The following is a 25,305-nucleotide window of genomic DNA, read 5'->3' as shown; positions in this document are numbered from 1 at the left end:
CAACAGCTCACGCCAGGATGCACTGCTGCCTGCGGTGGAAAAGGGTACGATCGTGTTTATCGGCGCCACCACCGAAAACCCTTTTCACTATGTAAACGGCGCCTTGCTGAGCCGCTCTACGTTATTTCAGCTCGAATCGCTGACGCAGGCGCATTCGCTGGCAGCCATGCGCCGTGCCTTGGGCGATGCGGACAAGGGGCTTGGCTATATGCAGCTTCAGGTGGACGAAGCTGCGCTGGATCACATCGCATCCATGGCGAACGGCGATATCCGTCGCGCCCTGAACGCGCTGGAACTGGCGGCGCTCACGACGCCTCCGCTGGCAGACGGCACGATTCACGTGACGCTGGAAGTCGCGGAGGAATCCATTCGCCGCCCGATTGTCAAGGCAGACGAGTCCACGCAGTATGACGTGCTGTCCGCCTTTCACAAAAGCATTCGCGGCTCCAGCGACGCGGCGCTGTTCTGGTTTCTCTACGCTGTGGAGAAGCTCGGCATGGACCCGATGACCTTTCTCCGCCGTCTTATCGCGGCGAGCAGTGAGGATATCGGCTTGGCGAACCCGCAGGCGATGGTGCAGGCAGTGAGTGCGCTTGAAGCCTATCGCAATAACGGCTGGCCGGAGGCCAAGCTGAACATCGCGCAGGCTATTTTGTTCGCCGTGGAGAGTCCGAAATCGAATGCCGTATATACGGCGATTTCACGGGCAATGTCGGCTATGGACGACATCAAATCTGCTGAGGTGCCACTGCATTTGCGAGATGCACATTACAAAGGCTCGGAGAAGCTTGGTCATGTCGGCTATCAATATCCGCACAATTATCCGAACCATTATGTGAAACAGCAATATTTGCCTGATTCGATAGCAGACCGGACCTTTTACCAGGCTACAGAGCAGGGGAATGAGTCGAAAATCAGACAAAACCAGCAGTGGCGGGATTCACAGTCGTAAAATATATGTAGCAAACGGATATACGTAGTGTGTAAGATCAGGTTTAGCCACTGTTATGGTTACACTATGAATACTGCAAAAGTGAAGAAGGGGACATAAAGATGAAAGACGTGCTATTCGTCGGGGCAGGTGGAGCGCTCGGAACCTCTGCCCGTTACGGTGTACAAACATTGCTGCCTGCGGCAGGTGCCGATTTTCCACTTGGCGTACTGTTCATTAATTGGATCGGCTGTCTGTTTCTCGGCTGGTTCTTTACAGTAACTTTGCGGTCGTGGCGGATTAAGCCTCGCTGGCGACTTGCCATCGGAACAGGCTTTACTGGGGGCCTTACAACCTTTTCCACCTTTGCAGTGGATGCTGTGCGCCTGACGGTTCATGATCGTGCGCTAACGGCTGTGTTCTATCTGCTGCTCAGTGTATGTGGAGGTCTGTTTTTGACATGGACTGGTATTCGTCTGGGCACGAAAATGACGCAAGTTGCTCCCCAGGAGGATAGCTTATGATCTGGTGGGCGGCGGCAGGTGGAATGATCGGTACATTGGCGAGATACGGGCTTGGCATGTGGGTTGGAAAAAGGTTTGGCACCGCATTTCCGTGGGGAACGTGGATCATTAACATCAGTGGTTCATTGCTGCTCGGCTGGCTGTACGGCGAATTTACGCAGAACAATCTGTCTCCTGTACTCTGGATGCTGCTGGGAACAGGCTTTTGTGGTGGCTATACCACCTTTTCAACATTCGGGTATGAATCTCTCCAACTGATGGAGCGTAGAGAATATCGGCGTACGGCTGTGTATGTGCTTTCTTCGGTGGTGGTAGGGGTTGTAGCTGCGGCTGTTGGATATGGAGTTAGTTGACGCAATAAAGCCTCCAAAATCCCTACTCTGGCATTTTCAGCCTTGAGTAAGGTTTTGGAAGCTTTTTTTGGTGTGTTAACGAACATATGATAGAGTACTTGCGCCTGCGAAGCTATTTTTTATCCCGTTCTTTATACAGCTCAGGCAAAAGGGATTCCAGTTCCGGTCTTGGTTCGGGATCGGACAGCTTCATCTCCTCCAGCGTTTGGACAGCAATGCGCAGCACAGTATAATCCCTGTACCAACGGTTATCCGAAGGAACGACATACCACGGAGCTTGTTTGGTTGCGCTTAGCTCCAGCACGTCCTCATAATATTGGGTATATTGCTTCCAAAATTTACGTTCCTGCAAATCACTCGGATCAAGTTTCCAGTTTTTATGCGGCTTTTCAATTCGGTCGATCAGTTTCTCCAACTGGAATTGTTTTGAAATATGTAAAAAGATTTTGACGACCTTTACACCGCTATCCAGCAGCAGTTGTTCAAAATGTTTGATGTGTTTAATATTTCGTTTGGCCTGCTTGTCGGATACCTGACCGTGAACACGTGTAATCAGTACATCCTCATAATAAGAACGGTTGAACGCCGCAATATATCCCCGCCCCGGAGTTACGCTGTGGGCACGCCACAGGAAGTCGTGACTTAATTCTTCGGCTGTAGGCGATTTAAAACTGTGGACAGTCACCCCCGCCGGATTGAGGTTGGAAAATACTTGCTTGATGACGCCATCTTTTCCGCTGCAATCCATACCCTGAAATACAAACAAAACCGCCTGCTTCTTTTCCGTAAATAGTTTGCTTTGTAGTTCCGCGAAACGTTCCTTCAATTGATCTGTTTCCTGCTGAATTTCTTCTTTATTTTTGATATCCTGCGTATCCTTGGGGTTCCATTCTTTTAAAGAAACTTTTTTACCCGGTGTCAGCATTCCTAATGAATCAGACATAAAGGCACGCTCCTTTTCAATTGAAGTAAGATATCTTGTCTACATCATATACCCAAATGGGGGTGTTATCAAAATTTCCTTATGTATCTTTGCTTTTCTTGGTCTAAACGGCTACATTTTCGACTTTCTGGTCACGCTTTTGGTCACAGAATTTTTTTTCAGTTTCTAGTGGATCAGATACTTCTTTTTTACTCAGTAATTATTCTATCTTTCTTTTCATCAGCCTTGTAATTGTGTTTGGGAAAACTTTTTTCCAATATTTGTACAACAGACTAAATCATTGTCCACATCTTTTTACAACTTTAGGTCTATCTAACTTTTTTATCGGGCTTTCCATTCTTTACTTTCTTTTTTACACGATTTATTACTCCTTTTATGTCTGTAGAGGTCAATTCGCCAAGTGTTTTGTCTTTTAGAAAAGGTGAAATATGTGTGGAATACCAGACCGATAAGATTTGGCAGTGAGTCTAGTCAAGATGAAGAAAGCTTGATCTACAGAGATTGATACATAAGAAATCGGTTGTAGGCTTTTAACAACTTGTTATAACCCTTGATGTTGCAGAGTTTAACACTACGTTAAACTGTTGGACACAACGTCCAACTTTAGCGTGTCACTTGGTGACATGATTATCTGACATTGAAATTTTAATGGTAGACAAATCTGGCTATACAAAGCTGCGCCGTAAGAATAAGGAGTTGGATTTTCTGATTAGGTATGCTCAAAGTTGAACACACTTGGATATCCCAAAACGGGAATCCCAACTTTAGAAGTAGGTATCTGCAAATGTACTGAAATTCTATAATCAGAAGTAATAAATCGTTCCATCTAAATTAGACTCATTGACATTTCAAATGTCGCGTTTCACGATAATCAAACTCAGTAATAATTCAAGAGAAACGAAATTTCGTTCTCCCTGCATGGCTTAGAATGTAGGGGAGAGTCAAATTTACTCACCAATTCCATTTGCGATATCAGCTTGAGTTTTTGTCAGAGCAAAATTATTTTGGCCTGCCTCTTTTGATACTGAATTGATTTCAGTATTAGGCTGATAATGCTTGGAGATGACGGAGACAACGATTTTGACATGGTAAAGACTTACTCTTGCTGAGATAGGTAGACTGGAGTAACTCTTTTTATATCATTAATTAGAAGTAAGCGATCTAAACCCAAAATTTTTATGAAGCCTTGAGCTTCAAAAAGCGTATATTGAGCCTGAAGCAGAGCTATAAACTTACATTTCAAGTAGGAATAAAGAATCAAATCGATGTCGAATTATGAAATATTTTGTTTAAATGGTAGATTGTTGTAACGGTAGACTGTATATTAATAGTGGAAATGTCCAAATAAAAGGGAGGATTGAGTTGAAAACAAAATAAAATCTCAATGATTCTAGTTGTAGTGTCTTTAATACTGGTGGATGCGTTTGGACTTAGTAGTGTAGCAAGTGCTGCCAATGATTTAGTGGTTTTCTGTTACGTCAGGAATGATAATAAGATTTCCAAATTTCCTAAAAGGGGTGCTAACCTTGAAAAAACTATTAGCTTCCAAGAAAAAACTTTTTTCCATGGTCGGAATATTATCTATTGCCGTGATTTCTATTAGTTCCACTTCTTTTGCAACTAGCTTTACCGGAGGGAGAAGCTCAGCCAATTTTAATGCATATTATGATTCCTCTGTTTCTACGAATGGCTATACCAGTGCCTATGATACCGCACGTTCTGATTGGAGCGCTGCGTCTGGATCAGTAAACATCGGTAAAACTACATCGACGAGTGGGACTCCAGACAAATATTATGTTGGTTCTACAGCTACTTCTGGTTTATTGGGAGTAACGACTCCTTATAACACATCTGGTGGTGTAGCAGGTGTAAGCGATAGATGGGCATTTGCTACTGTAGCAATTTATCATAATCAGATGGAGGCTTTCGGTATGAATTCCGCACAAAAAACCTCCAACGCAACCCATGAGATTGGCCATACGTTATCTCAAGCGCATCCATCAACTTCTAGTAGCTCTGTTATGAAACAAGGTATTCAGTCTATCGGTGTTCAAGCATATGACAAGCAATCCTTAATTGCCAAGTGGGGAAACTAATTAGCGTAATAACTAATTTAAGGAAGGGGCACTATTATGACTTTTAATAAAAAAATAAAGTTGGGTATTTCTGTATTAGCGGTAGGGGGACTGATTGCTTCAGGGAGTCTTTTTTTTACATCCACGAATGCTTCTCCAAAATTTTCAGAATTAAATACTCCAAAAATCTCGTTAGAAGCTTCTTATATTGAATACGGAACGGTAGACGAGTTGGACTCCAATGCAGAACTTATTGTGATAGGGACTCCTTTACAGGGTTTTGACGATCGTCAACATATCGTTACGAGCTTTGATGATGGCACTATTCAAGACTTTTACACACTTACTAATGTAAAAATTGACAAGGTAATTAAGTCACCCGAAGGTGTAGCACTGAACGCAGAAGAACCTTTGTCTATAGTCGAACCGATTTCTTATATTAAAGATGCTGGGAGCAAGAAAAAAATAGCTTATGAGGATTATACTGAATTGAAGCAAAATGAAAAAAGTATTATTTTTCTCAAGAAAAATACACAAGGACAGTATAGCGTAATCAATATGGATCTCGGAAAGTTTGCTATTGAACCTTCTTCTCAATCCCCTAGTATTTCGGGGGAAAAACAAGATTCAAAAGAACAATTCCGAAAATCAGTATTGGAAAAATATGATTTGAAATAAAATCAAAAAAAGGTCTGTTCTTTATTTAAACAAAAGAACAGACCTTTTTAGCTAATCTTTAATTCTCTCAAGTAATTTATTTATCGAATTTGTGGAGTTGACTGATATCTTGTACGCAGTATGAGTATCGTCCTTATTCACATACATAGCATTGCTGGTTGGATCGTTATTGTTAATCCATAAATAATAAGAATCTTTTGTTCCATCTTTTTGGAATGTAACTTCGTAATTTGGAGAATCCATATTAACTATACCTGATATCTTTTCTGATTCCTTAATTGCATTGATAAATATCATAGTGTCAGAAGTATCATTAAATGTAGCAATTACATCTTTTTTTGTTTGTTGTTGCAGTGTTGCGTCCTTCTGTAGTTTGTAGACTATTATTTTCTCCTGCCCCTTCCCACTTTGAGAAATAGCTACTTTTTCAGCGTTAGAGCTACAAGCTGTTATTAACAACAACACGATAATCAAAAACAAAATTCCATTCTTCCGCATAATAGAACAAATCCCCTTTCTGAAATTTACTCTATAGACGATCCGAATTGGTGAAATGTTTCAGTTTGAAGAATAATTTTGTTTTAATGTATAAAAATAGATAATAGTGTGGGAAGAATTTTGACCGACCTCGCTATCAGGCAATGCGGTTAATGATTCGTGAGGGTGATTTTGGAAAGCTTCTTGAGGATCAATTCCTAAGTATGCTTGCTTACGTAGCTGCACAGGAAAGGTTGAAAAATAAACAACGACAAAGTGAAGGAATAGAGGTAGCCAAAGCAGCAGGGGTGAAATTTGGTCGTCCTAAGCAGGAAATCACGCCTGATTTTGTTAGGGTGTATGACAAATGGAAATCTGGAGTAATCAAGGCTGTGGAGGCAATGGAAGAACTAGGCATGAAAAACAGGACATTCTATCGTAGAGTTAAAGAATATGAACATCAGCAACAAGTAGGATAAAATAATGCACATGTGTATGTATGCAGCCTAGATAAATCCTGTGATTTTATTCCAAAATACGGTACAATCAATAAGGATACCAAATCTTCATCTTCTAGTTTATTAACCACATGTTAATTAAAGTGGAATCATATGACGAGTTCACGCTGAAAGGGTGGTTTATCCATGGAAATCACACCTACGATACGGGCAGAATTAGACAGATACCTAAAACAAGAGGGTTTGAGCATAGCACAATTCGGGAATCTTTCAGGCATTAATAGGGGGATAGTAAGTGGTATTGTGACAGGAAATAAGTCTATGTCTGTTAACCAGCTTGACCGAATTACTGAGGCCATGGGTTTACCAGAAGGCTACTTTTACGACTTATTTGTAGAAAACTACATCATCGACTTCCCCCCGAATATGAGACGAATCGAGCCATTTTTGTATCGCAGTGCGGAGTTGAACAAGCTGGATGCGATCCGTCGAGTGATGGGAGCCATCATGGACAATCTACTCTATTCGCTCAAACTATTTGACATTGCAGAAGCACTATTTGCACAGGGTCGGCATGCTGCTGCGTTGTTACTCTATGAGGGGATTGCAGAAGCAGAAAAGTACCAGCACTCCGAAAGATTGGCAGTCTGTCAATATCGTATATTCACGATTCAGATTGGAGACGATCAAAGCCGAAACCTCAGGGGATCTGCGATATTTGAAGCTTTTGTAGAGCGCCTGGATGAAATAGACCAGCTTGATGCATTAAAGGATTTGGCAAACGTGTACAGGTCCTTGCGTAAATGGGACAAGGTTGACGAAATGGCAAGGAAAATGAGAGGAAAAGCGGAAGTCCAATATTCAATGAAGCATCAGCAAAAGAATCGAAAGAACAGGGAGCATGAAAAGGGAACCAGGGGACCGTTATTTGGATATATTGCTTATGCTGACTTATTGTGTGCCAGTGTTTGTGAAGCCCAAGGCGATTATCAGCAAGCTCTACAATATACATACGCCTACGCAGACTTGGATTGGGTCAAAGAGACTGACGAGGATACAAAACACTGGGTAAACTTATTCAAAGATTGGGCAGAAGGTAATACGTATGTAAATAAGCTCCTGTCTGGAGATACGAGTGTGCTTCCAGAGTACGTTGAATATATATTAGTGACATCAATCGCCAACAATAATGAGAAGCTCTCAAAGCTGTTGAACGTTATGATAGCAGCTAACCGATATGGAATAGATGTGGATGATGTCCTTTTACGTTTTGAAACGGACATTAATTCTTTTTCTCATCTCCCAGCTTCTACAGATATATATACCCAACAAGTGATACCGGACTATTTTGCATGGTTTGGTTACGAAATGGCTCATTACTATTTACATCGAGGTGTGTACAGTGATGGTTTTAAATATTTGATGAATGCAATGGTAAAAGCGAATATACTAAATAACGAGACATATTTTATAAATTGTATGGGCTTATTTTTACATTTTCAAGATTATGCGGTTCCTGAAACTAAAGCAGGGTTTTTTAATCTTATTGAAAAGGTGTGGTTAAGTAATGTTAAAAAAAATGGTACTGCTAATCGTTGCGAGTAGCTTTTTGTTTTTTGTAGCCGTACCCGCTCAGACGCACAATCATGATCAGGGTATTCAGACCCTTGTACAGATTGGTGGATTTTAAACGTGTAACAAATTAATAAGAGTTCGTTCAAAAATGCACTCCTAAAATGGGCTGTTGGAGAGAACCAACAGGTTCAGCCAATGAAATTTTGGTTTGGTAAAGACTCAAACTGACATTGCCCAAAAGTTAAATATTAATACCTGAATTACAGAATTGCTTGAAGAACAAGATTTGAAAGCGACGACTGCTATATCCTAACTTAGGCATCATCTAACAGCGTACACACCATCTCCTTCTGATAAGATTACTTCCATCTAAATTAAAGTGGGCGTGATAGAATGGGCAGAATATTGGTTCCACCTGACAAGCTGATGCAAGTGGCTGACCAGTTCTTGCAAGGAAAACAGCAAATGGGACATATGTGTGACCAACTGAATCGGCAAATGATGTTCGTCCAAGGTGGATGGGATGGATTGACAAGTCAACGATTCTTTCAAGACTTCCAAAGATCACAACAATCCATGAGTGTGACGCTTGAACGACTATCGACAGTAGCACAGGCACTCATTTTTATCTCAAAAAACTTCACACAGGTGGATAGGGAAAAAGTCGTACTGGATGTGCCGGGAAATGGCACACCTATTAAAACGGCATCCAGCGATGGAGACTGGCTACATAAAATTTTTGAACAAATTGGAAAAGCTGAGATAACCAAGGCTGAAGCCCAGATGGAAGCTAGCAAGCTTCAAGGAGAAATTTTATGGGATACTGTTCAAGGAGCAAAAGGAGCCATTCAGGAAGATTTAACCTTGGGGATGCTGCCCGAAAAAGACCGCGACTATGATTATCCAATGTCAGCTAAAGTAGGTGAAATTCTCGGTCACGTAGCTACGACATTGCAGGGGTCTGGTGAGGTAATCGTTGGAACAGGTGGAGAAGGATTATCAGTTGCTGTTTCATCTACAGGAGTTGGTAGTATAATCGGAATACTTGGATTGATTGGCTCAGCTGCTTTAGCGGCACATGGAGGTACAACCGCAGTTAAAAGTGCAAGTGGAATAGGGAAAAGCTCAGCGGAATTTTGGCAGATGGCGAAGGGGGAAGGTGGAGGTTCATCTAAACAAACACTTACTTCCAATAAGGGAACGTCGATAGATGTTACTCCTTCATCTAATCATACTAGTACAACAACGAACCCGCATCCAGCTAAAGGTGAACCCAACTCTTCTGTTGATATTCTGGATAAAAATACAGGTGAGATAAAAACAAGAAGATATTATGATGAAAATGGAAGAGCTACACGCGATGTAGACTATACGAATCATGGAAATTCAAAGCAGCATCCAAGAGTGGCCTCATGAACATGTTTTTGAATGGAAAGAAGATGGGACATTTAAAAGAGTTAACAAGAAGTAGGAGGGATTGTTTTGGAATACAATGAATTGGTGGAACGTTTTGAAATGGGGGAAGAGTTTCAGTTCTACTATAAAAACGATAGCTATTGGATTAGCCAGAATGAAGAAGAGTACTTTCTTACTCGTGAAAGAGACAGTTTTTCGCAGTCGTTTGAATCAGCAAGAGAGTTGTTTGCTAATGGGAAGATTGCCGACAAGACTATTTTAGAATTGTGGGATAACATAGTGATTTGAAAAAGTACAATTTCAGCTTGCCCTTTAACAATAAAAAGGGGCGAGCTTTTTTGCATAGTTAGCCTATCTGAAATACAGGGGGATGTAATTTGCATACACCTTATTATGGATACCCTTCAGCTAATGGTGATTCGATATGACTAGATGAAAAGTAGTGAGCGAAAAGCATTGATACAATAAGGTTTTTTGAGGTTTAATGAGACTAGATGAGAAGCTTATTGATATCTTGTCTACATAATATACCCAAATGGAGAAAAGAGCATCTTTTCATAAAAAAAGCGTCTCCCCATAGATAGAAGAGACGCCTCCTGTTTAAGCATTTATGCCAACATCAAACGGGGATTACTTTAAACCGTTTCAGGCTGGAGCTTTTCAACCTTGTCAATGGTTCCGCCGCCCAGACACCGCTCACCATCGTAAAATACGACGGCTTGTCCAGGGGTAATGGCTTTTTGATGTACGTCGAATGCGACGTGTACGGTTCCGTCCTCAAGCCATTGTAAAGTCACTTGTTGATCAGGCTGGCGATAACGGAACTTGGCTGCGCAACGGAATTCGCCGGACGGACGCGTATCCGCGCCTTCAATCCAGTTCACGTCGGTTGCAATTAGACTGGTGGAATACAAGCTGTGGTGACGGTCGCCTTGTACCACATACAAAATGTTCCGCTCCAGATCCTTGTCAGCTACGAACCACGGTTCGCCTGAACCGGAGCCGCCAATACCCAAGCCTTGCCGTTGGCCGAGTGTATAGTACATCAGACCATCATGGCGTCCTTTGACTTCACCTGTAGCGATATCCACCATGTCTCCGCCTTTAGCAGGCAGATACCCGCTCAAAAACTCCCTGAAATTACGCTCGCCGATGAAGCATACGCCAGTGCTGTCCTTCTTCTTGGCCGTATACAATCCTGCGGCTTCCGCAATTTTGCGGACTTCCGGTTTCGGCAAATGACCAATAGGGAACATCGCCCGAGACAATTGCTTTTGGCTCAATGCATTCAGGAAATAGGTCTGATCCTTGTTGCTGTCCACACCGCGAAGCAAGGTAAAACGACCGTCTTCCTCCACAACCCGGGCGTAATGTCCTGTAGCAACATAATCCGCGCCCAAATCCAGCGCTTTATTGAGAAATTCCCCGAATTTAATTTCGCGGTTGCACATGACATCCGGGTTTGGAGTACGTCCAGCCTTATATTCATCAAGAAAATACGAGAATACTTTATCGAAGTATTCTTTTTCAAAATTGACGGTATAGTAAGGAATGTCGATCTGCTCGCAGACACGGCGTACATCCTCCGCATCCTCCTCAGCCGTACAACGGCCAAATTCATCCGTGTCATCCCAGTTTTTCATGAAGATGCCGATTACGTCATAGCCCTGCTCCTTCAGCAGCAGCGCGGTAACGGATGAGTCGACGCCCCCGGACATACCGACGACGACACGGGTTTCATGATTGGCTTTAGCCATGGTCATCACCCAATTCTTTCAATATTGTTGTAGAACCCTCCTATTATAACATAAACGATAATAAGTTACGATGGCTGGACGATCCAACGACACAGAGAACGATGGGAGAAAGTTCTATAAAATGGGCCAAAGCCGTTCCAAATGGCCCGAAAACAACTTTTTTTAAGATTGTTACCGTAATATTTCCCTTTACCTGCCCTAATATGTTAACATAAGCTGAGGGTTAAGATCGGAATAGAGAGGTTTATAACACCAGTTATTCCGCGTGTTTAACGGAATTGTTACTATAAGTGAGGTGGCACAATTGAAAATATCAACAAAAGGCCGCTACGGCCTGACGATTATGATGGAACTTGCAGCCAGGTTTGGCGAAGGTCCGACGTCTTTGAAAAGTATAGCCGAGAAAAATCAGCTCTCCGAGCATTATCTGGAGCAGCTTATTGCGCCTTTGCGTAATGCAGGTTTGGTAAAAAGTATCCGTGGTGCTTACGGCGGTTATATTCTGGCGGGTGAACCGGCAGGGGTAACGGCAGGAGACATTATTCGTGTATTGGAGGGTCCGATTTCTCCAGTAGATTTCACTGAAGAGGATGATCCGGCGAAGCGTCAGCTATGGCTACGGATTCGTGACAGTATTGCAGAAGTACTGGATTCCACTACACTCAAGGACTTGATCACATACCAGGAACATGATGAATTGGATAACTACATGTTTTACATTTGAGGTGAATCGACATGAACAGAATTTATCTGGATCATGCCGCATCGACTCCTATGCATCCTGAGGTTGCGCAGACTATGATGGACATCATGACCGGCCAATTCGGTAACGCTTCAAGCGTTCATGCCTTTGGTCGGGATGCCAAGCGCACCGTCAGCGCTGCGCGGGATGCCGTTGCGGCCTCTTTGGGCTGCAAGCCCGAAGAAATCATATTTACAAGCGGAGGGACAGAAAGCGATAATCTGGCCCTGTTCGGGACGGCTACGGCAGATGGCCGCACTTCCGGCCATATCATTACGACGGCCATTGAGCATCATGCGGTGCTTCATGCTTGCGCTGAACTCGAAAAAGCGGGTTACGAAGTGACCTATGTGCCAGTCAATAGCTTTGGGCGCGTCAATCCAGCGGATATAGAGGCTGCGATTCGGCCGAATACTTTTTTGATCAGCATGATGTATGCCAACAATGAGGTAGGCGTAATTCAACCGATCCATGAGGTGGGGCAGATTGCCGGAGAACATGGCATTGTATTTCACGTGGATGCGGTTCAAGCTTACGGACATATACAGATAGATTGCCAGAGCCTTCCGGTTGATTTGCTTAGCGTATCCGGTCATAAGATCAACGGCCCGCAAGGCGTTGGAGCTTTGTATATCCGTCAGGGTACACGTATCCAGCCTTTGATGCACGGGGGACTTCAGGAGAAGAAACGTCGTGCTGGTACGGAAAACGTTGCCGGGATTGCAGGCTTGGCTAAAGCAGCTTCTCTTGCCAACACCTCTATAGAGGAACGTTGGACGCTCGATATGAATCTTCGCCAAACGCTACTCAAAGCACTGGAAGACACTTTGGGCCGAGACGCTTTTGTAATCAACGGCGACCCTGAGCATTTTTTACCGAATGTACTAAATCTTAGCTTCCCGGCTATCGGTACGGAGACCATGCTGATGAATCTGGATATGGAAGGAATTGCAGCAGCCAGCGGTTCAGCTTGTACATCCGGGTCCTTGGAACTGTCGCATGTGTTGCAGGCGATGGATCTTCCTGAAGATGTTTTGAATTCAGCGATTCGCTTTAGCTTCGGTTTGGGTAATACTATGGAGGAAATGGAATACACGGCCAAGAAAATTGAAACCATATGGAAGCGGCTACGTACTAGGTACTAGGGATTTCTCCGCACTTTAATAAGAAGGGAGGGCGGTTTTCCATTTCATGGCATGAACGGAACCAAGGTCTGACACGCATGAAGGAAAGGACCGCACCTCCGTTCGGATTGCAGAATGAGGAGGTACCCTATTATGAAGCTTCAGGATATGATCGGACTTGCCGTTTTCGATGTAGAGGACGGGAAGCAGATTGGTAAAATACACGATTTTATAGTGACGGCTGATTGGAAAATTACAGGGATCGAGTTGGAGGGCAAAGGCCTTTTTTCATCTCAAGTGAAAATGGTGGCTTGGGATGACATCGTCGCTTATGGTGAAGATGCGATTATGATTCGCAATCAGCATGCTGTCCGTAAAACGGAAGCCAACGATATTCAACATACGTATTTGCTTGGACCCGGTAAATTGAAGGATTTATCCGTGCTTACAGAGGAAGGACTTATGCTCGGACACATTTCGGATGTTTATTTTGACCAGGGAATGGGCAATAACATAATAGGCTTGGAAATCAGCGATGGTTTTGTATCGGATATTATAGAAGGGCGGAAATGGCTGCCCTGCACCGAAGAAATGTCCATCGGGGAGAATGCCGTTATGGTGCCCCCGTTAAGCGAGCAGCGTTTGGAAAAAGCCATATATTCTGTTAATGGATAGGGTGAGTTTATTGAGATGTCCGAATTGTAATTCCAAAGATATTGGCAAAATCGGCTCCCATCAATTTTATTGCTGGGGATGCTTCATCGAACTTCAAGTGAATGGTGAAAAAATGTCCGTCTACCAAGTGGAAGAGGATGGAACGCTCAGTTCGCTGGACGATCTGTTCTTTGGAGATGAAATGGCACAACAGGACCTGCCGCAGATCCACGCTTCTTCATAAATTTAAACCTGAAGCGGGGACAGGCTGTCCATCTATATGAGGTGTGACTATACCGTTCAGCAGAGGAGCGGATCATAGTTTGGACATGCTTGATGAATAACGAAGAGGGTGACTCCCGATGGCTGTAATAGCCTGGGAGTCACCCTCTTTTTCATGTAGATTCCTGTCTGGATGTATAGCACGCTGTTTATCTGTTTTTTGGGCAGAAGTGTTTTACAGCTTAAAGCGTTTAACCTCTTCCAGCAGCAGGTCTGCGTGCGAGTCAAGTTTGGCGGAAAGCTGGGCAATATTGTTCATGGAATGCCCTTGCTCCTGCACGGAGGAAGCCACTTCCTCGGTGGAAGCTGCGCTTTGCTCAGAAACGGCGACCACGCTGGAAATGACATCGGAAATATGTCCGGCGTTTGTACGGAGATGGTCAGCCGCAGCGGATACGTCCTCAATCTGGGTAAGCATGTGCTGAGAAGCTCCCCGTATGGACTCGAACGCCTGTCTCGTAGCGGTAGCCGCATGCTCCTGTTCTACTGTTACAGCGAGAGCCTTCTTCATTTCCTCTGCGCTCCGCAGTCCCGCAACCTTGATTTCCTCCAGCTTGTGCATAATGCTGTCACTGGAGCTTCCTGCTTGTTCAGCCAGCTTGCGTACTTCCCCGGCAACGACGGCAAAGCCGCGTCCGTGTTCCCCGGCACGTGCTGCTTCAATGGAAGCATTCAGCGCCAGCAGATTGGTTTGGGCTGCGATATCATGAATGGCCCCGGCCAGCCGTTCAATATCCTGTGTTTTCAATGTGAGTGAGTCTACAGCTTCACCTACAGCCGTTGTTGTTTGTCTGGACTCGGCTGCAAGCTTCGCTTGACGCTCCGCTGTTTCGTACCCAGCCAGCACGGCAGAGTCTGTTTCCAGCACGGCGGTTTGGGTTCGCTTGACGCTTTGGCCGATTTGGTTGATGGAGCCCGTCATATGCGATAGCTTTTCAGAGCCGGAATATACAGCCTCGGCCTGATCACTTGCTCCTTGGGCAAGCTCCTGAACGGCACTGGAGATTTGTGATGCGATGGTCCCAGTATCCTTGGCGTGCTGGTGCATGTCATGAGAAGCAGAGCTGACCTCGCCAGCCGTATCTGCCACTTTGCGCAGTAAGTGAGAAAGATTATCCGACATGATATTAAAATCCGTACCCAAGCTGGCAATTTCATCTTTGCCCTTAATATCCACACGTGCTGTCATATCCCCTTCAGCAATCCGCTTGACGTTCGCTTGAAGCCTCCGAATCGGCTTGATAAAGCTGTTCGCCGCCCAGACCGCCAAAAGCATGGCAACAACAAAAATAATAGCTACAGTAATCAACAGTTGGTTACGAGTAGAGTAGTACTCCTGAAAAGCAATTTCTTTTGAGATAGACAAGCCTACGATCCAGCCTGTGCTGGGCATTTTCTTAAAATAAAGCTGGCGATCACTGCCATTGTAATTGTAGTCGGCTTTTCCCGAAGGGGCACTGAGCAGAGTGGCCGTTGATGAACCCAACTCGGGCGTATCCTTGAGATTTTTACCAGCCAGCTTGCTGTCCGGATGCGCGACCACGACTCCATTTTGGTCAATCAGAAATGCGTACCCTAATCCGTTCAGGTTTATGTTTTTAATGATTTTTGTCATGTCGTTTAACATAATATCTTCACTGATCACCCCAGTGATAGAGCCATTGGAGTCCTTGAGAGGCTTTGCAATAGAAATGGTGAAGTCCTGGCTTCCTGCATCAATGTACGGTGAGGAATAATACAATTCCCCCTTGGTTTTGGCATCCTTGTACCACGGACGTGTGCGAGGATCGTAGCCCGCATCAGACCAGCCGGAGCCATCCCAGTAGGTTCCATCCTCAAATCCTGCATAAATGTTAGCGATACTTTGATCCTTATAGTTTTGAAAGGCCGCCTTTAGAGAAGCTATTTTGGCATCTGGTGGAATATTGCCGGATTCCAGACCTGCAGCTAATGTCTCGATAATTTTGGCATTGCCGCTTGTCCATCCGTCGAGCTGATTGACGGTTTCGGTGGCTTTACTGTTCATAAGCTCTTGTATGTCACGGTTGGCCTGATTTTTAATGCTTGTCATGCTAATGACGGACAAAGGCCCAGCTGCAACGATAACAATACAGGTGAAAAGGAGAATAAGCTTCATTTTTAAGTTCATGTAACGACCCCCGATGATTCAGAAATGTGAAAGCTCAAATAGTTCTTTGTACTTATATCGTCAGATAGAATGACTTTGTTAATCATTTTCAATTGTTTTCATTCTTTCTTCATAATCATTATTTAAGGCGCCTCCACAGTTATGGGAAGGATTAAAGTAAAGGTACAGGCATATACTGAATAGAGGCTAGTCCGGTAAGGGGGCACGGTATGGAGCAATTAACGAAAAGCAGGCTGTTCCGATACGGAATATGGACGCTGCTGGGACTTGTCATTCTATATTTTATCTGGCTGCTGCGGCCTTTGTTTTTGCATCTGTATGATTTTCTAAAAACGATTATTGCGCCATTTGCGGTGGCGATGATTATTTCCTATGTGCTTAATCCTGTGGTCAATATGCTGGGCGGACGCAAGGTACCTCGAAGTGTAGCCGTCCTGCTCATTTATGCTGTATTTTTGGGCAGCCTCGTCGTTATTCTGATGCACCTGATTCCGATGTTTATTGATCAACTGGATGAACTGAATGAGCATCTGCCTGAGCTGACCATGCATGCACAGGGATTAATGACGAATATGGACGGAAGTATTTTACCCCAAGGGGTACGCTCAGGTATGAATCAGTGGTTTTTTCAACTCGAAAATCGGATGGCTACAGGCATTGCTGCTTTTATGGACAACATCGGCGGGATGATCAATATGTTGTTCAATGTGTTCATTGTGCCGTTTCTCATTTTTTATATTTTAAAGGATTTCGATGTGTTCGAACGGGCTATTGTGTCTTATCTCCCGCGATCCCGCCGCAAGGCTATTGTAACGGTGCTCAAGGAAATTGATCAGGCGCTCGGTAACTATGTGCGTGGACAATTGTTGGTGTGCGTCATTATCGGGGTGATGGCCTATATCGGATATATGCTGATTGGGATGCCTTATGCGCTGCTGCTGGCAGGAGTGGTGGCCGTATTCAATATTGTGCCGTATTTAGGCCCGTTTTTGGGGGCTGCTCCGGCGGTTGTTATGGCTTCTACGGTTTCTTTTAAAATGGTACTGCTGGTCGTAGTCGTCAACACCTGTATTCAAGTGTTGGAAAGTAACGTCATTTCTCCCCAGGTAGTTGGACGAACCTTGCATTTGCATCCGATTGCCATCATTTTCGCACTGCTGGTGGGCGGGGAAATAGCGGGAATAACCGGGTTAATTTTAGCGGTTCCGGTGATGGCGGTCTTGAAGGTGGCGCTTCAGCATTTTTTTGCTTATTACGTGAAGCGCAAAACGATCTGATTTCGTCCATATCCCCGTCTGAAATCGCGTTGACACGGCTAAATGACACGGATATACTGAATTGAGTATGTTTAAATGTGTTTATCCAGTAGGGAAAGCTCATTTCGGAGTGCGGGCTGAACCCGCCGGGATGCTCCCGTTACCAGTGAAAACAAGGCGATCACTCGTCCGTTAATCAGATGTTGGGTGCGCAGCTTGCGCATGTAGCATTTCGTACAGAGGGGACGACGATAACCAGGGTGGTACCGCGATACAATCGTCCCTGATCCGTTCAGGGGCGTTTTTCTGTTTTTTTATGGCCTGTGCCAAGTACAAGTGACACCATAATTAGGAGGCTACTTAATATGAAAGCTAGTGAAATCCGCTCCAAATGGCTGGAGTTTTTTGAAAGTAAGGGACATGTGATTGAACCAAGCGCACCGCTTGTTCCGCATAAAGATCCTTCCCTGCTGTGGATTAATGCGGGGATGGCACCGCTTAAGCCTTATTTTGACGGACGTGTGAAGCCTGAAAATCCGCGTATCGCTAATTCGCAAAAATGTATTCGCACCAATGACATTGAAAATGTCGGCAAAACGCGCCGGCACCACACTTTTTTCGAAATGCTCGGTAATTTTTCGATTGGCGACTATTTTAAGGAAGAAGTCATTGTATGGGCGTGGGAGTTTCTGACTGATCCGAAGTGGATCGGCTTTGACCCGGAGCGTCTGGCTGTAACCGTATATCCTGAGGATGAAGAAGCGTACAAGCTGTGGAACGAAAAGGTGGGGCTTCCTGCTGAGCGTATCATCAAACTGGAAGATAACTTCTGGGATATCGGCGAAGGCCCTTGCGGACCTTGCACGGAAATTTTTTATGATCGCGGCGAAGCTTACGGCAGCGACATGACGGACCCTGAAATGTATCCGGGCGGGGAAAACGAGCGTTATCTGGAAGTATGGAACCTCGTATTTTCACAATTCAACCATAACAAGGATGGCAGCTACACGCCGCTTCCGAACAAAAATATTGATACAGGCGCCGGATTGGAGCGTTTTGCATCCATTTTGCAAAATGTGGATTCCAACTTCGATACGGATATTTTCCAACCTATTATTCAGAAAACAGCCGCTATGGCAGGAGTCAAATATAACGAAAATGTGGACAGCGATGTGGCTCTAAAAGTGATTGCCGACCATGTTCGTACCGTAGCTTTTGCGATTGGTGACGGTGTGCTGCCTTCCAACGAAGGCCGTGGTTATGTTATCCGTCGTTTGCTGCGCCGTGCTGTACGTTACGGAAAAATGCTGGGTATGAACCGTCCATTTATGTTTGAACTTGTGGAAACGGTGGGAGATGTCATGGGCGTGTACTACCCTGAGGTGGTGGACAAGCGTGATTTCATCATCAAGGTGATCAAAACAGAAGAGGAACGCTTCCACGAAACGCTAACGGACGGATTAGCTATTTTGGCTGATATCAGTGCTCAGGCAAAAGCGGAAGGTCGCGATGTCATCAGTGGAGCGGACGCTTTTAAACTGTATGATACGTATGGTTTCCCATTCGATCTCACCGAGGATTATGCGGACGAGCAAGGCTTAAAAGTAGACCGTGAAGGCTTTGATGAAGCGATGCAGGAGCAACGGCAACGTGCGCGTGACGCTCATCAGGACAATGCCAGCATGAAGATTCAGGGTGGAGCCTTGTCTGACCTGGCGGTTAAAAGCGACTTTGTTGGATATAATGACCTCATAACCGAGTCTAAAATTGTGGCTATTGTATATGAAGATGTGCTGGTGGACAGTGTTAGTGAAGGACAGACTTGTCAGGTTGTGCTGGACGTGACTCCTTTTTATGCTGAAAGCGGCGGACAGGTCAGTGACCATGGCTTGCTGCGCGGGGGTACGGTAACGGCGAAGGTCGAAGGGCTGTTCAAGGCACCGCAAGGCCAGCATGTACATCAGGTCGTCGTGGAAGCCGGTGAGCTGAACGTTGGTGATACGGTGAAAGCGGAAGTGGACCAAGTATCTCGCGGTGAAATCGAGAAAAATCATACGGCTACGCACTTGCTTCACAAAGCTCTTAAGGAAGTACTGGGTGACCATGTCAATCAGGCAGGTTCACTGGTGGAGCCTGGGCGTCTGCGTTTTGACTTCTCTCATTTTGGAAGCATAACGCCGGAAGAACTGGCGGATATTGAGCTGCGTGTAAATCGCGCCATTTGGAGCCAGCTGGATGTAAATATTGAACTGAAACCGATTGATGAAGCCAAGGCTCTCGGAGCGATGGCGCTGTTCGGTGAAAAATATGGAGATATCGTACGTGTCGTCAAGGTAGGTGATTACAGCATTGAGCTGTGCGGCGGCTGTCATGTGAGCAACACCTCACAAATCGGACTGTTCAAGCTTGTCAGCGAGAGCGGCATCGGATCGGGTGTTCGCCGGATTGAAGCGGTGACCGGACGCTTTGGCTTTGAATATATGGAAGGCCAGTTGGAACTGCTAAAAGTATCGGCAGGTCTGGTGAAATCCAAGCTGTCAGAGGTGCCAAAACGCATCGAATCCTTGCAGCAGCAAATTAAAGACCTCAGTCGTGAAAATGAATCGCTGCAAAGCAAGCTGAGTGTTATTGAAGCGGGCCAGTTGACCGATCAGGTCGTACAAGCTGGCGGAGTGCAGCTGTTGGCTGCACGTGTACAGGCTTCCAGTATGGATGCGCTGCGTGCAATTGCCGATGAACTGAAAGGCAAGCTTCCGACTGCTGTGCTGGTGCTAGGGGCTGCGATGGACGACAAAGTTAATTTTGTCGTAGCTGTACCGGCAGAGCACACCAAGGCCGGGCTTCATGCAGGCAAGCTTGTGAAGGAAATTGCTGCGGTATGCGGCGGCGGTGGTGGCGGCCGTCCGGATATGGCGCAAGCCGGAGGCAAGGATGCCAGCAAGCTGGACGAAGCGCTCGTGCGCGCCCGTGAATTGGTAGTGGCGGCTTCTCAAGGATAAAGTTCGATAATTTTTGCGGAATTTTGGAAAAAACCGGACTTAGACATTTCCTTGAAGGGCTCTGCTTATGGTATGATGTATAAGAATAAGCTGGCATAAACATGTACACATGTTTTGTGGAAGCGAGGTGTCAACAGTGGATTCCATGGACAAAACGGTCAAATTTAATGTCAAGGCGGATGAGAAGGAAGCTTCTGCTCAGGAGATTTTGTTGACCGTATATGATGCTTTGGTAGAAAAAGAATACAATCCGATCAATCAGATTGTCGGGTATTTGTTGTCAGGTGATCCGGCTTATGTGCCACGGCATAATAATGCCAGAAGCCTGGTACGCAAAAAAGAACGCGATGAATTGATTGAAGAGCTGGTTCGTTTCTATCTGGCCAAGCACCGTTAGGAGACAGGCATGAAAGTAATGGGATTGGATTACGGGGACCGCCGAATCGGGGTCGCCGTAAGTGATGCCTTCGGCTGGACCGCCCAAGGATTGGAAGTCATAGAACGACGCGGTGACGACAGCGAGTTCGGTAAGATTGCAAATCTGGTCCGTGACAATGAGGTCGGCGAGGTTGTAGTAGGCTTGCCGAAAAACATGAACGGTACCGTGGGTCCACGCGGTGAGATTTGCATTGAGTTTGCGAACCGACTCAAGGAGTTACTGGGTTTACCCGTTCACCTTTGGGATGAACGGCTGACGACGCGTTCGGCAGAGCGCACGCTCTTGGAGGCCGACGTCAGCCGAAAAAAACGCAAGCAGGTGGTAGACAAACTGGCCGCAAGCCTGATCTTGCAAAACTATTTGGACGCACACAGTACAAGGTGAGGGGGATTTCGTAATGGCTGAAAATCAAGTGGGTATGGAAGAAGAGCCGGAAATTATTTACATTGCCGATGACGAGGGCAACGAGGAAGAGTTCGAGGTCATTATGAAGTTTGAGGTAGACGGTTCCGAAGCGAAGTACATGATGGTTGCGCCAGTGGACCCTGAAGCCGACGAGTCCGATGTGTACGCCTTCCGTTACGAGGAAGAAGGCGATGATATTAAATTGTTTGTGATCCAAGACGATGCCGAATGGGAAATCGTTGAAGAGACCTTTAATACATTTGTGGAAGAAGAGGACGAGGAAGACGGGAAATGACGAACTATTCACGTGAAGACCTGAGCTGGACCTCTGATTTGAAGGAAGCGTTCGGCGGCGATGTAGAGCTACAGGATGAACAGGGCCGTGCAGTACGCATGGAACTGGAAGCAGAGTTCAAGGTAGGAGAGCAACGGTACGCCGTATTGCGCAAACCTGGAGCTGCTGAAGGCGAGCATGAGTTGTATCATGTGAGCCCATCCCCGGAAGGCGATATTTCCATCACCACGATTGAGGATGACGATGAGTGGGAAGATATTTCCGAGCTGTATGATGAATGCACACTGCCGGAAGAGCTGTAAGGTCTGGATAACGAGGAGATCAAACCTGAAAGGGCGGACCAGTCCGCCCTTTTTGGCTGTGAAGGAGTTGGGTGGAATTGAAGCGAAGGACGACATTGGTTACGTTGCTTCTATTGTTTGTGATCATAGCAGGCGGAGCAACTCTCTATATTTGGAATGCCATGCAGCCTGTCCAGACGAAGACGCAGCCGGTTACGTTTACAGTAGTGAAAGGAATGGGTATATCCGCTATAGCAGATACGCTGGAGCAAAAGGGACTCATACGTAATGCGCTCGTGTTTAAGGCCTATCTTAAATTCAAACAGCAAGGCAGCGCGTTTCAGGCCGGAAAATATGAGGCACAGCCCGGTGCTACCTTTGATCAGTTGATTGCCAAGCTATCGGCAGGGGACGTTGTGAAAGAGGAAATGATCCGTTTTACGATACCGGAAGGATTTACGATCAGACAGATGGCTGATAAGCTGCAAAAGGAAGGACTGGCGGACCAGAAGCAATTTTTGCAGCTGGCCAACGATCCGTCCGCTTTTGACGTCGCGCTGGTGCGGGACATTCCAAAGCAGGCGGGGCTTCGCTATGCGCTGGAAGGCTATCTTTTCCCGGAAACCTATGAGCTGAAAAAGGGCAGTACGACCAAAGATATTATACAGGCGATGCTGGAACAGACGCAAAAACGTCTGGAGACCGTTCCTGATTTGGACGCCAAGCTGGAACAGCGGGGGGAAACGCGGCATCAACTGCTGACCGTTGCTTCTCTGGTGGAGCGCGAGGTCGTTGTAGATAATGAACGGCCTGTCGTGGCTGGCGTTATTTATAACCGGCTCAAGCAGGATAAGAAGCTGGAAATTGACGCTACCGTTCAATATATGCTGGACAAGCAAAAGGAACGGCTTTATTACAAGGATCTGGCTGTAGAAAGCCCATATAATACGTATTTGCATCAGGGGCTTCCACCGGGGCCGATTGCAAGCCCCAGCCTGAAATCAGTGGTAGCAGCTTTGCAGCCGGATGCTACGGATTATTTATTTTATGTGACCAAAAAAGACGGAACACACGGACATTTGTTTGCCAAGACATATAAAGAACATTTGCATAATATTCAGGTAAGCAACCGTAAGACAAATTAGGAGGTGAGCCTATGGCTTACAAACCCGAACTATTGGTAACTGCCAGCTCTCCGGAGGATGCCCGTCAAATGCTGGAGGCTGGAGCGAGCGCATTACTTATTGGAGATGACCGCTTTGGGATGCGGTTACCGGGACATTTTACACCGGACCAAATCCGTGAGGTTGTGGAAGAAGCTCGAAAGCATACGGCCCAGGTATATGTATCCATGACCAACTTGATGACGAACGAGCTATTGCCGTTCCTTCCCGAATACGTGCAGACGCTTGCCGGATGCGGTGTAGATGCCATTGAGTTTAATGATCCGGCAGTATTGATGGCGGTAAAGGAATATGCCCCTCATGTGAAGTTGTTCTGGAACGGTGAAATGATTTCCACCAACTTCGCAACCGCCAACTATTGGGGAGAGAAGGGCACTTCGCGCGTCATTTTGGCCCGTGAGCTGAGTATGGACGAAATTACGGAAATGGTGCCAAAGCTGAACATGGAGGCGCAGGTTCAGGTGCATGGCATGACTAATATATATCATTCCAAGCGCAAGCTTGTACAAAGCTATATGCTGCATCAGGGACGCCCGGTGGAAGGTGATCTGGGCAGAGAGCGCGGCTTGTTTTTGATCGAAGCAGAGCGACAGGAAGAGAAGTTTCCGATTTATGAGGATATCAACGGAACGCATATTATGAGTTCGGATGATTTTTGTATTATGGAGGACCTGCATATTCTGATGGAGGCAGGCGTGCATAGCTTTAAGATTGAGGGCTTGTTGAAGCCTGCGGCTTATAACGCGGCGGTCGTTCGTGCTTATCGCAAAGCGATGGATACTTTTACAGCCGATCCTGACGCTTATGCTTATGATGAAAGCTGGCTGGATGAGGTTCGCCGTCTTCAAGATCCTGAACGGGAACTGTCCTTCGGATTTTTCTATAAAGAACAGGTTTATTAATTTGAAAAAGAGTACACAGAGGGGGGAACGTCATGGGAACGATGACCAAAACGAGAAAATATACGGGCAAGCGGAATCGTCTGGATAAGCCGGAGCTGCTGGCTCCTGCCGGAAATCTGGAAAAGCTGAAGTTTGCTATTCACTATGGTGCGGATGCCGTGTATATTGGTGGACAAAAATACGGTCTGCGCTCCAATGCCGATAATTTCAGCTTTGAGGAAATGCGGGAAGGCGTAGAGTTTGCGAAAAAATATGGCGCCAAAGTTATTGTTGCTACCAATATTTATGCGCACAATGAGGATATTGCGGGGATTGAAGAATACCTGCGTAATTTGTACAAGGCGGGTATTCATGCTGTCATTGTCGCTGATCCTGCGATTGTATCTGTGGCATTGCGTACGGTGCCGGAGCTGGAAGTGCATTTGAGCACCCAGCAATCGACGCTGAACTGGCAGGCGGTAAAGTTCTGGAAGAATGAAGGACTGCCGCGTGTGGTACTGGGTCGTGAGACCAGCCTGGAGGAAATTGAAGAAATTAAAAAGCATGTGGACATCGAAATCGAAGCCTTTGTCCATGGTGCGATGTGTTCTTCATTTTCCGGTCGTTGCGTGCTGTCTAATCACTTTACGGACCGGGATTCCAATCGAGGGGGCTGCTGTCAGTCCTGCCGCTGGAAATACGATTTGTTTGAGGATGCCCGTCAAGACGAGGTGTGGATATCTGAGGAAGAGGCGCAGGATAGCAATGTGCTGAAGCAATTCCAGCTTGGTGTTAATCAGCTTCCACTGTTTGAGGAAAATGATAATGCTTTTTCCATGGGCTCTAAGGACCTTTGCATGATTGAAAATGTCCCTGATCTGATTGACGTCGGTGTGGATAGCTTCAAAGTAGAGGGACGTATGAAGTCCATTCACTATGTGGCTACGGTTGTAAATGTCTATCGTCAAGCGATTGACTCGTATATGGCTGATCCTGAAAATTATGTGCTTAGGCCGGAATGGATTGATGAAATTAACAAGGCGGCCAATCGTCCGCTGAATACCGGCTTTTTCTACGATACACCAGATCATGAGGATCATATTTATGAACCGGAAGAAAAGGCTGCACCTTATGATTTTGCCGGACTGGTTATGGACTACGATGCTGAGAGTGGTATAGCCACCATTCAACAGCGTAACCATTTTAAACCGGGACATGAAATTGAATTTTTTGGTCCGAACGGTACGTTTTTTAAACAAACGGTCGAAACGATCTGGGATGAAGAAGGTAACGAACTGGATGCTGCCCGCCACCCGCTTCAACGGATCAAAATGAAGGTTGATCAGCCTGTATCTTATTTTGACATGATGCGTAAAAAGAAGTAATTAAGTCTTAAGTCTTGGATAAAAAGATTCAAAAGCCTCTCC

At 45.7% G+C, this 25,305-nt stretch carries 27 protein-coding genes; 22 read left to right on the top strand and 5 right to left on the bottom strand.

Annotated elements, in window-relative coordinates; all coding sequences use genetic code 11:
• The 3 genes from QD47_RS25320 to crcB (QD47_RS25310) all read left to right on the top strand — a co-directional run.
• On the top strand, nt 1-952 hold a 952-nt coding region (locus QD47_RS25320), incomplete at its 5' end, for an AAA family ATPase (RefSeq protein WP_044648701.1).
• Nucleotides 953-1,053: 101 nt separating this feature from the next.
• Entirely contained in the window at nt 1,054-1,455 is a 402-nt protein-coding gene (gene crcB / locus QD47_RS25315; RefSeq protein WP_044648700.1) for a fluoride efflux transporter CrcB, read from the top strand.
• A complete protein-coding gene (gene crcB / locus QD47_RS25310) occupies nt 1,452-1,808 on the top strand; it encodes a fluoride efflux transporter CrcB (RefSeq protein ID WP_044648699.1) in 357 nt (118 codons plus the stop codon). The genes crcB (QD47_RS25315) and crcB (QD47_RS25310) overlap by 4 nt, the downstream gene beginning before the upstream one ends.
• A 112-nt stretch (nt 1,809-1,920) precedes the next feature.
• Here crcB (QD47_RS25310) and QD47_RS25305 read toward each other — a convergent pair whose 3' ends face one another.
• A complete protein-coding gene (locus QD47_RS25305; RefSeq protein ID WP_044648698.1) occupies nt 1,921-2,751 on the bottom strand; it encodes a PPK2 family polyphosphate kinase in 831 nt (276 codons plus the stop codon).
• A gap of 1,526 nt (nt 2,752-4,277) precedes the next feature.
• Between QD47_RS25305 and QD47_RS25300 the strand changes: the two genes are divergently transcribed.
• Together QD47_RS25300 and QD47_RS25295 are read left to right on the top strand one after the other, a co-directional pair.
• Nucleotides 4,278-4,847, top strand: a complete 570-nt coding sequence (locus tag QD47_RS25300; protein ID WP_044648697.1) for a hypothetical protein — start codon at nt 4,278-4,280, stop codon at nt 4,845-4,847.
• A gap of 36 nt (nt 4,848-4,883) precedes the next feature.
• Nucleotides 4,884-5,504 (top strand): hypothetical protein, encoded by a 621-nt coding sequence (locus QD47_RS25295; protein WP_044648696.1) that lies wholly within the window; start codon nt 4,884-4,886, stop codon nt 5,502-5,504.
• Nucleotides 5,505-5,555: 51 nt separating this feature from the next.
• On the opposite strand, the gene QD47_RS30235 is transcribed toward QD47_RS25295, so the two are convergent.
• Nucleotides 5,556-6,002 (bottom strand): hypothetical protein, encoded by a 447-nt coding sequence (locus QD47_RS30235; RefSeq protein WP_052646923.1) that lies wholly within the window; start codon nt 6,000-6,002, stop codon nt 5,556-5,558.
• A gap of 152 nt (nt 6,003-6,154) precedes the next feature.
• On the opposite strand from QD47_RS30235, the gene QD47_RS25285 reads away from it, so the two are divergent.
• From QD47_RS25285 to QD47_RS25270, 4 genes are all read left to right on the top strand, one after another.
• Nucleotides 6,155-6,460 carry a recombinase family protein gene (locus QD47_RS25285; protein WP_152643871.1) on the top strand — a complete coding sequence of 102 codons (306 nt, stop codon included), beginning with the start codon at nt 6,155-6,157 and terminating at the stop codon, nt 6,458-6,460.
• A gap of 165 nt (nt 6,461-6,625) precedes the next feature.
• The gene (locus tag QD47_RS25280) at nt 6,626-8,044 is read left to right on the top strand and encodes a helix-turn-helix domain-containing protein (RefSeq protein ID WP_044648695.1); all 1,419 of its coding nucleotides are present in this window, start codon (nt 6,626-6,628) and stop codon (nt 8,042-8,044) included.
• Between the two features lie 363 nt (nt 8,045-8,407).
• Entirely contained in the window at nt 8,408-9,430 is a 1,023-nt protein-coding gene (locus tag QD47_RS25275; RefSeq protein ID WP_235332358.1) for a WXG100 family type VII secretion target, read from the top strand.
• A gap of 66 nt (nt 9,431-9,496) precedes the next feature.
• On the top strand, nt 9,497-9,718 hold the full coding sequence (locus QD47_RS25270; protein ID WP_044648694.1) for a hypothetical protein: 222 nt from the start codon (nt 9,497-9,499) through the stop codon (nt 9,716-9,718).
• A gap of 347 nt (nt 9,719-10,065) precedes the next feature.
• On the opposite strand, the gene mnmA is transcribed toward QD47_RS25270, so the two are convergent.
• Nucleotides 10,066-11,187 carry a tRNA 2-thiouridine(34) synthase MnmA gene (gene mnmA, locus QD47_RS25265; protein ID WP_200893517.1) on the bottom strand — a complete coding sequence of 374 codons (1,122 nt, stop codon included), beginning with the start codon at nt 11,185-11,187 and terminating at the stop codon, nt 10,066-10,068.
• Nucleotides 11,188-11,491: 304 nt separating this feature from the next.
• Here mnmA and cymR point away from each other — a divergent pair, with 304 nt between their 5' ends.
• From cymR to QD47_RS25245, 4 genes are all read left to right on the top strand, one after another.
• Nucleotides 11,492-11,911: a cysteine metabolism transcriptional regulator CymR gene (gene cymR / locus QD47_RS25260; RefSeq protein WP_014282941.1), complete on the top strand. Its 420-nt coding sequence runs from the start codon at nt 11,492-11,494 to the stop codon at nt 11,909-11,911.
• An 11-nt stretch (nt 11,912-11,922) separates the two neighbouring features.
• Nucleotides 11,923-13,074: a cysteine desulfurase family protein gene (locus QD47_RS25255; RefSeq protein WP_044648692.1), complete on the top strand. Its 1,152-nt coding sequence runs from the start codon at nt 11,923-11,925 to the stop codon at nt 13,072-13,074.
• Between the two features lie 132 nt (nt 13,075-13,206).
• Nucleotides 13,207-13,728, top strand: coding sequence for a PRC-barrel domain-containing protein (locus QD47_RS25250; protein ID WP_044648691.1), 522 nt, complete (start codon nt 13,207-13,209; stop codon nt 13,726-13,728).
• A gap of 10 nt (nt 13,729-13,738) precedes the next feature.
• On the top strand, nt 13,739-13,951 hold the full coding sequence (locus QD47_RS25245; RefSeq protein ID WP_013311529.1) for a hypothetical protein: 213 nt from the start codon (nt 13,739-13,741) through the stop codon (nt 13,949-13,951).
• A gap of 213 nt (nt 13,952-14,164) precedes the next feature.
• On the opposite strand, the gene QD47_RS25240 is transcribed toward QD47_RS25245, so the two are convergent.
• Complete coding sequence (locus QD47_RS25240) at nt 14,165-16,138, bottom strand: methyl-accepting chemotaxis protein (RefSeq protein ID WP_044648690.1); 1,974 nt, start codon at nt 16,136-16,138, stop codon at nt 14,165-14,167.
• Nucleotides 16,139-16,347: 209 nt separating this feature from the next.
• On the opposite strand from QD47_RS25240, the gene QD47_RS25235 reads away from it, so the two are divergent.
• The gene (locus tag QD47_RS25235; protein WP_044648689.1) at nt 16,348-17,415 is read left to right on the top strand and encodes an AI-2E family transporter; all 1,068 of its coding nucleotides are present in this window, start codon (nt 16,348-16,350) and stop codon (nt 17,413-17,415) included.
• A gap of 71 nt (nt 17,416-17,486) precedes the next feature.
• On the opposite strand, the gene QD47_RS33795 is transcribed toward QD47_RS25235, so the two are convergent.
• Nucleotides 17,487-17,618, bottom strand: coding sequence for a hypothetical protein (locus QD47_RS33795; RefSeq protein WP_268794272.1), 132 nt, complete (start codon nt 17,616-17,618; stop codon nt 17,487-17,489).
• 141 nt (nt 17,619-17,759) lie between these two features.
• Here QD47_RS33795 and alaS point away from each other — a divergent pair, with 141 nt between their 5' ends.
• The 8 genes from alaS to QD47_RS25195 all read left to right on the top strand — a co-directional run bounded on the left by alaS (nt 17,760) and on the right by QD47_RS25195 (nt 25,263).
• Nucleotides 17,760-20,393, top strand: a complete 2,634-nt coding sequence (gene alaS / locus QD47_RS25230; protein WP_044648688.1) for an alanine--tRNA ligase — start codon at nt 17,760-17,762, stop codon at nt 20,391-20,393.
• A gap of 136 nt (nt 20,394-20,529) precedes the next feature.
• Nucleotides 20,530-20,790, top strand: coding sequence for an IreB family regulatory phosphoprotein (locus QD47_RS25225; protein ID WP_007431624.1), 261 nt, complete (start codon nt 20,530-20,532; stop codon nt 20,788-20,790).
• A 9-nt stretch (nt 20,791-20,799) separates the two neighbouring features.
• Nucleotides 20,800-21,216 (top strand): Holliday junction resolvase RuvX, encoded by a 417-nt coding sequence (gene ruvX / locus QD47_RS25220; protein WP_014282932.1) that lies wholly within the window; start codon nt 20,800-20,802, stop codon nt 21,214-21,216.
• 13 nt (nt 21,217-21,229) lie between these two features.
• Complete coding sequence (locus tag QD47_RS25215) at nt 21,230-21,532, top strand: DUF1292 domain-containing protein (RefSeq protein WP_025682191.1); 303 nt, start codon at nt 21,230-21,232, stop codon at nt 21,530-21,532.
• Nucleotides 21,529-21,834 (top strand): DUF1292 domain-containing protein, encoded by a 306-nt coding sequence (locus tag QD47_RS25210; protein ID WP_014282931.1) that lies wholly within the window; start codon nt 21,529-21,531, stop codon nt 21,832-21,834. Before QD47_RS25215 ends, QD47_RS25210 begins: the two co-directional genes overlap by 4 nt.
• A gap of 95 nt (nt 21,835-21,929) precedes the next feature.
• Nucleotides 21,930-22,958: an endolytic transglycosylase MltG gene (gene mltG / locus QD47_RS25205; RefSeq protein ID WP_044648702.1), complete on the top strand. Its 1,029-nt coding sequence runs from the start codon at nt 21,930-21,932 to the stop codon at nt 22,956-22,958.
• Between the two features lie 11 nt (nt 22,959-22,969).
• On the top strand, nt 22,970-23,899 hold the full coding sequence (locus QD47_RS25200; protein ID WP_044648687.1) for a peptidase U32 family protein: 930 nt from the start codon (nt 22,970-22,972) through the stop codon (nt 23,897-23,899).
• A gap of 32 nt (nt 23,900-23,931) precedes the next feature.
• Complete coding sequence (locus tag QD47_RS25195) at nt 23,932-25,263, top strand: peptidase U32 family protein (protein ID WP_044648686.1); 1,332 nt, start codon at nt 23,932-23,934, stop codon at nt 25,261-25,263.
• Nucleotides 25,264-25,305: the final 42 nt, after the last annotated feature.

Source organism: Paenibacillus terrae, assembly GCF_000943545.1.
Lineage (GTDB): Bacteria > Bacillota > Bacilli > Paenibacillales > Paenibacillaceae > Paenibacillus > Paenibacillus terrae_A.
This window is presented reverse-complemented; position numbering and strand designations above follow the sequence as displayed.

Bases quoted from the DNA above. Each gene is read 5' to 3' on its own strand.
- QD47_RS25240 (WP_044648690.1), bottom strand. From the start codon at position 16,138: ATGAACTTAAAAATGAAGCTTATTCTCCTTTTCACCTGTATTGTTATC.
- crcB (WP_044648699.1), top strand. From the start codon at position 1,452: ATGATCTGGTGGGCGGCGGCAGGTGGAATGATCGGTACATTGGCGAGA.
- QD47_RS25275 (WP_235332358.1), top strand. From the start codon at position 8,408: ATGGGCAGAATATTGGTTCCACCTGACAAGCTGATGCAAGTGGCTGAC.
- QD47_RS25210 (WP_014282931.1), top strand. From the start codon at position 21,529: ATGACGAACTATTCACGTGAAGACCTGAGCTGGACCTCTGATTTGAAG.
- QD47_RS25250 (WP_044648691.1), top strand. From the start codon at position 13,207: ATGAAGCTTCAGGATATGATCGGACTTGCCGTTTTCGATGTAGAGGAC.
- mnmA (WP_200893517.1), bottom strand. From the start codon at position 11,187: ATGGCTAAAGCCAATCATGAAACCCGTGTCGTCGTCGGTATGTCCGGG.
- ruvX (WP_014282932.1), top strand. From the start codon at position 20,800: ATGAAAGTAATGGGATTGGATTACGGGGACCGCCGAATCGGGGTCGCC.
- QD47_RS25305 (WP_044648698.1), bottom strand. From the start codon at position 2,751: ATGTCTGATTCATTAGGAATGCTGACACCGGGTAAAAAAGTTTCTTTA.
- QD47_RS25215 (WP_025682191.1), top strand. From the start codon at position 21,230: ATGGCTGAAAATCAAGTGGGTATGGAAGAAGAGCCGGAAATTATTTAC.
- QD47_RS25255 (WP_044648692.1), top strand. From the start codon at position 11,923: ATGAACAGAATTTATCTGGATCATGCCGCATCGACTCCTATGCATCCT.
- QD47_RS25285 (WP_152643871.1), top strand. From the start codon at position 6,155: ATGATTCGTGAGGGTGATTTTGGAAAGCTTCTTGAGGATCAATTCCTA.
- QD47_RS25195 (WP_044648686.1), top strand. From the start codon at position 23,932: ATGGGAACGATGACCAAAACGAGAAAATATACGGGCAAGCGGAATCGT.
- QD47_RS25200 (WP_044648687.1), top strand. From the start codon at position 22,970: ATGGCTTACAAACCCGAACTATTGGTAACTGCCAGCTCTCCGGAGGAT.
- QD47_RS30235 (WP_052646923.1), bottom strand. From the start codon at position 6,002: ATGCGGAAGAATGGAATTTTGTTTTTGATTATCGTGTTGTTGTTAATA.
- crcB (WP_044648700.1), top strand. From the start codon at position 1,054: ATGAAAGACGTGCTATTCGTCGGGGCAGGTGGAGCGCTCGGAACCTCT.
- QD47_RS25280 (WP_044648695.1), top strand. From the start codon at position 6,626: ATGGAAATCACACCTACGATACGGGCAGAATTAGACAGATACCTAAAA.
- QD47_RS25235 (WP_044648689.1), top strand. From the start codon at position 16,348: ATGGAGCAATTAACGAAAAGCAGGCTGTTCCGATACGGAATATGGACG.
- alaS (WP_044648688.1), top strand. From the start codon at position 17,760: ATGAAAGCTAGTGAAATCCGCTCCAAATGGCTGGAGTTTTTTGAAAGT.
- QD47_RS25295 (WP_044648696.1), top strand. From the start codon at position 4,884: ATGACTTTTAATAAAAAAATAAAGTTGGGTATTTCTGTATTAGCGGTA.
- QD47_RS33795 (WP_268794272.1), bottom strand. From the start codon at position 17,618: ATGCGCAAGCTGCGCACCCAACATCTGATTAACGGACGAGTGATCGCC.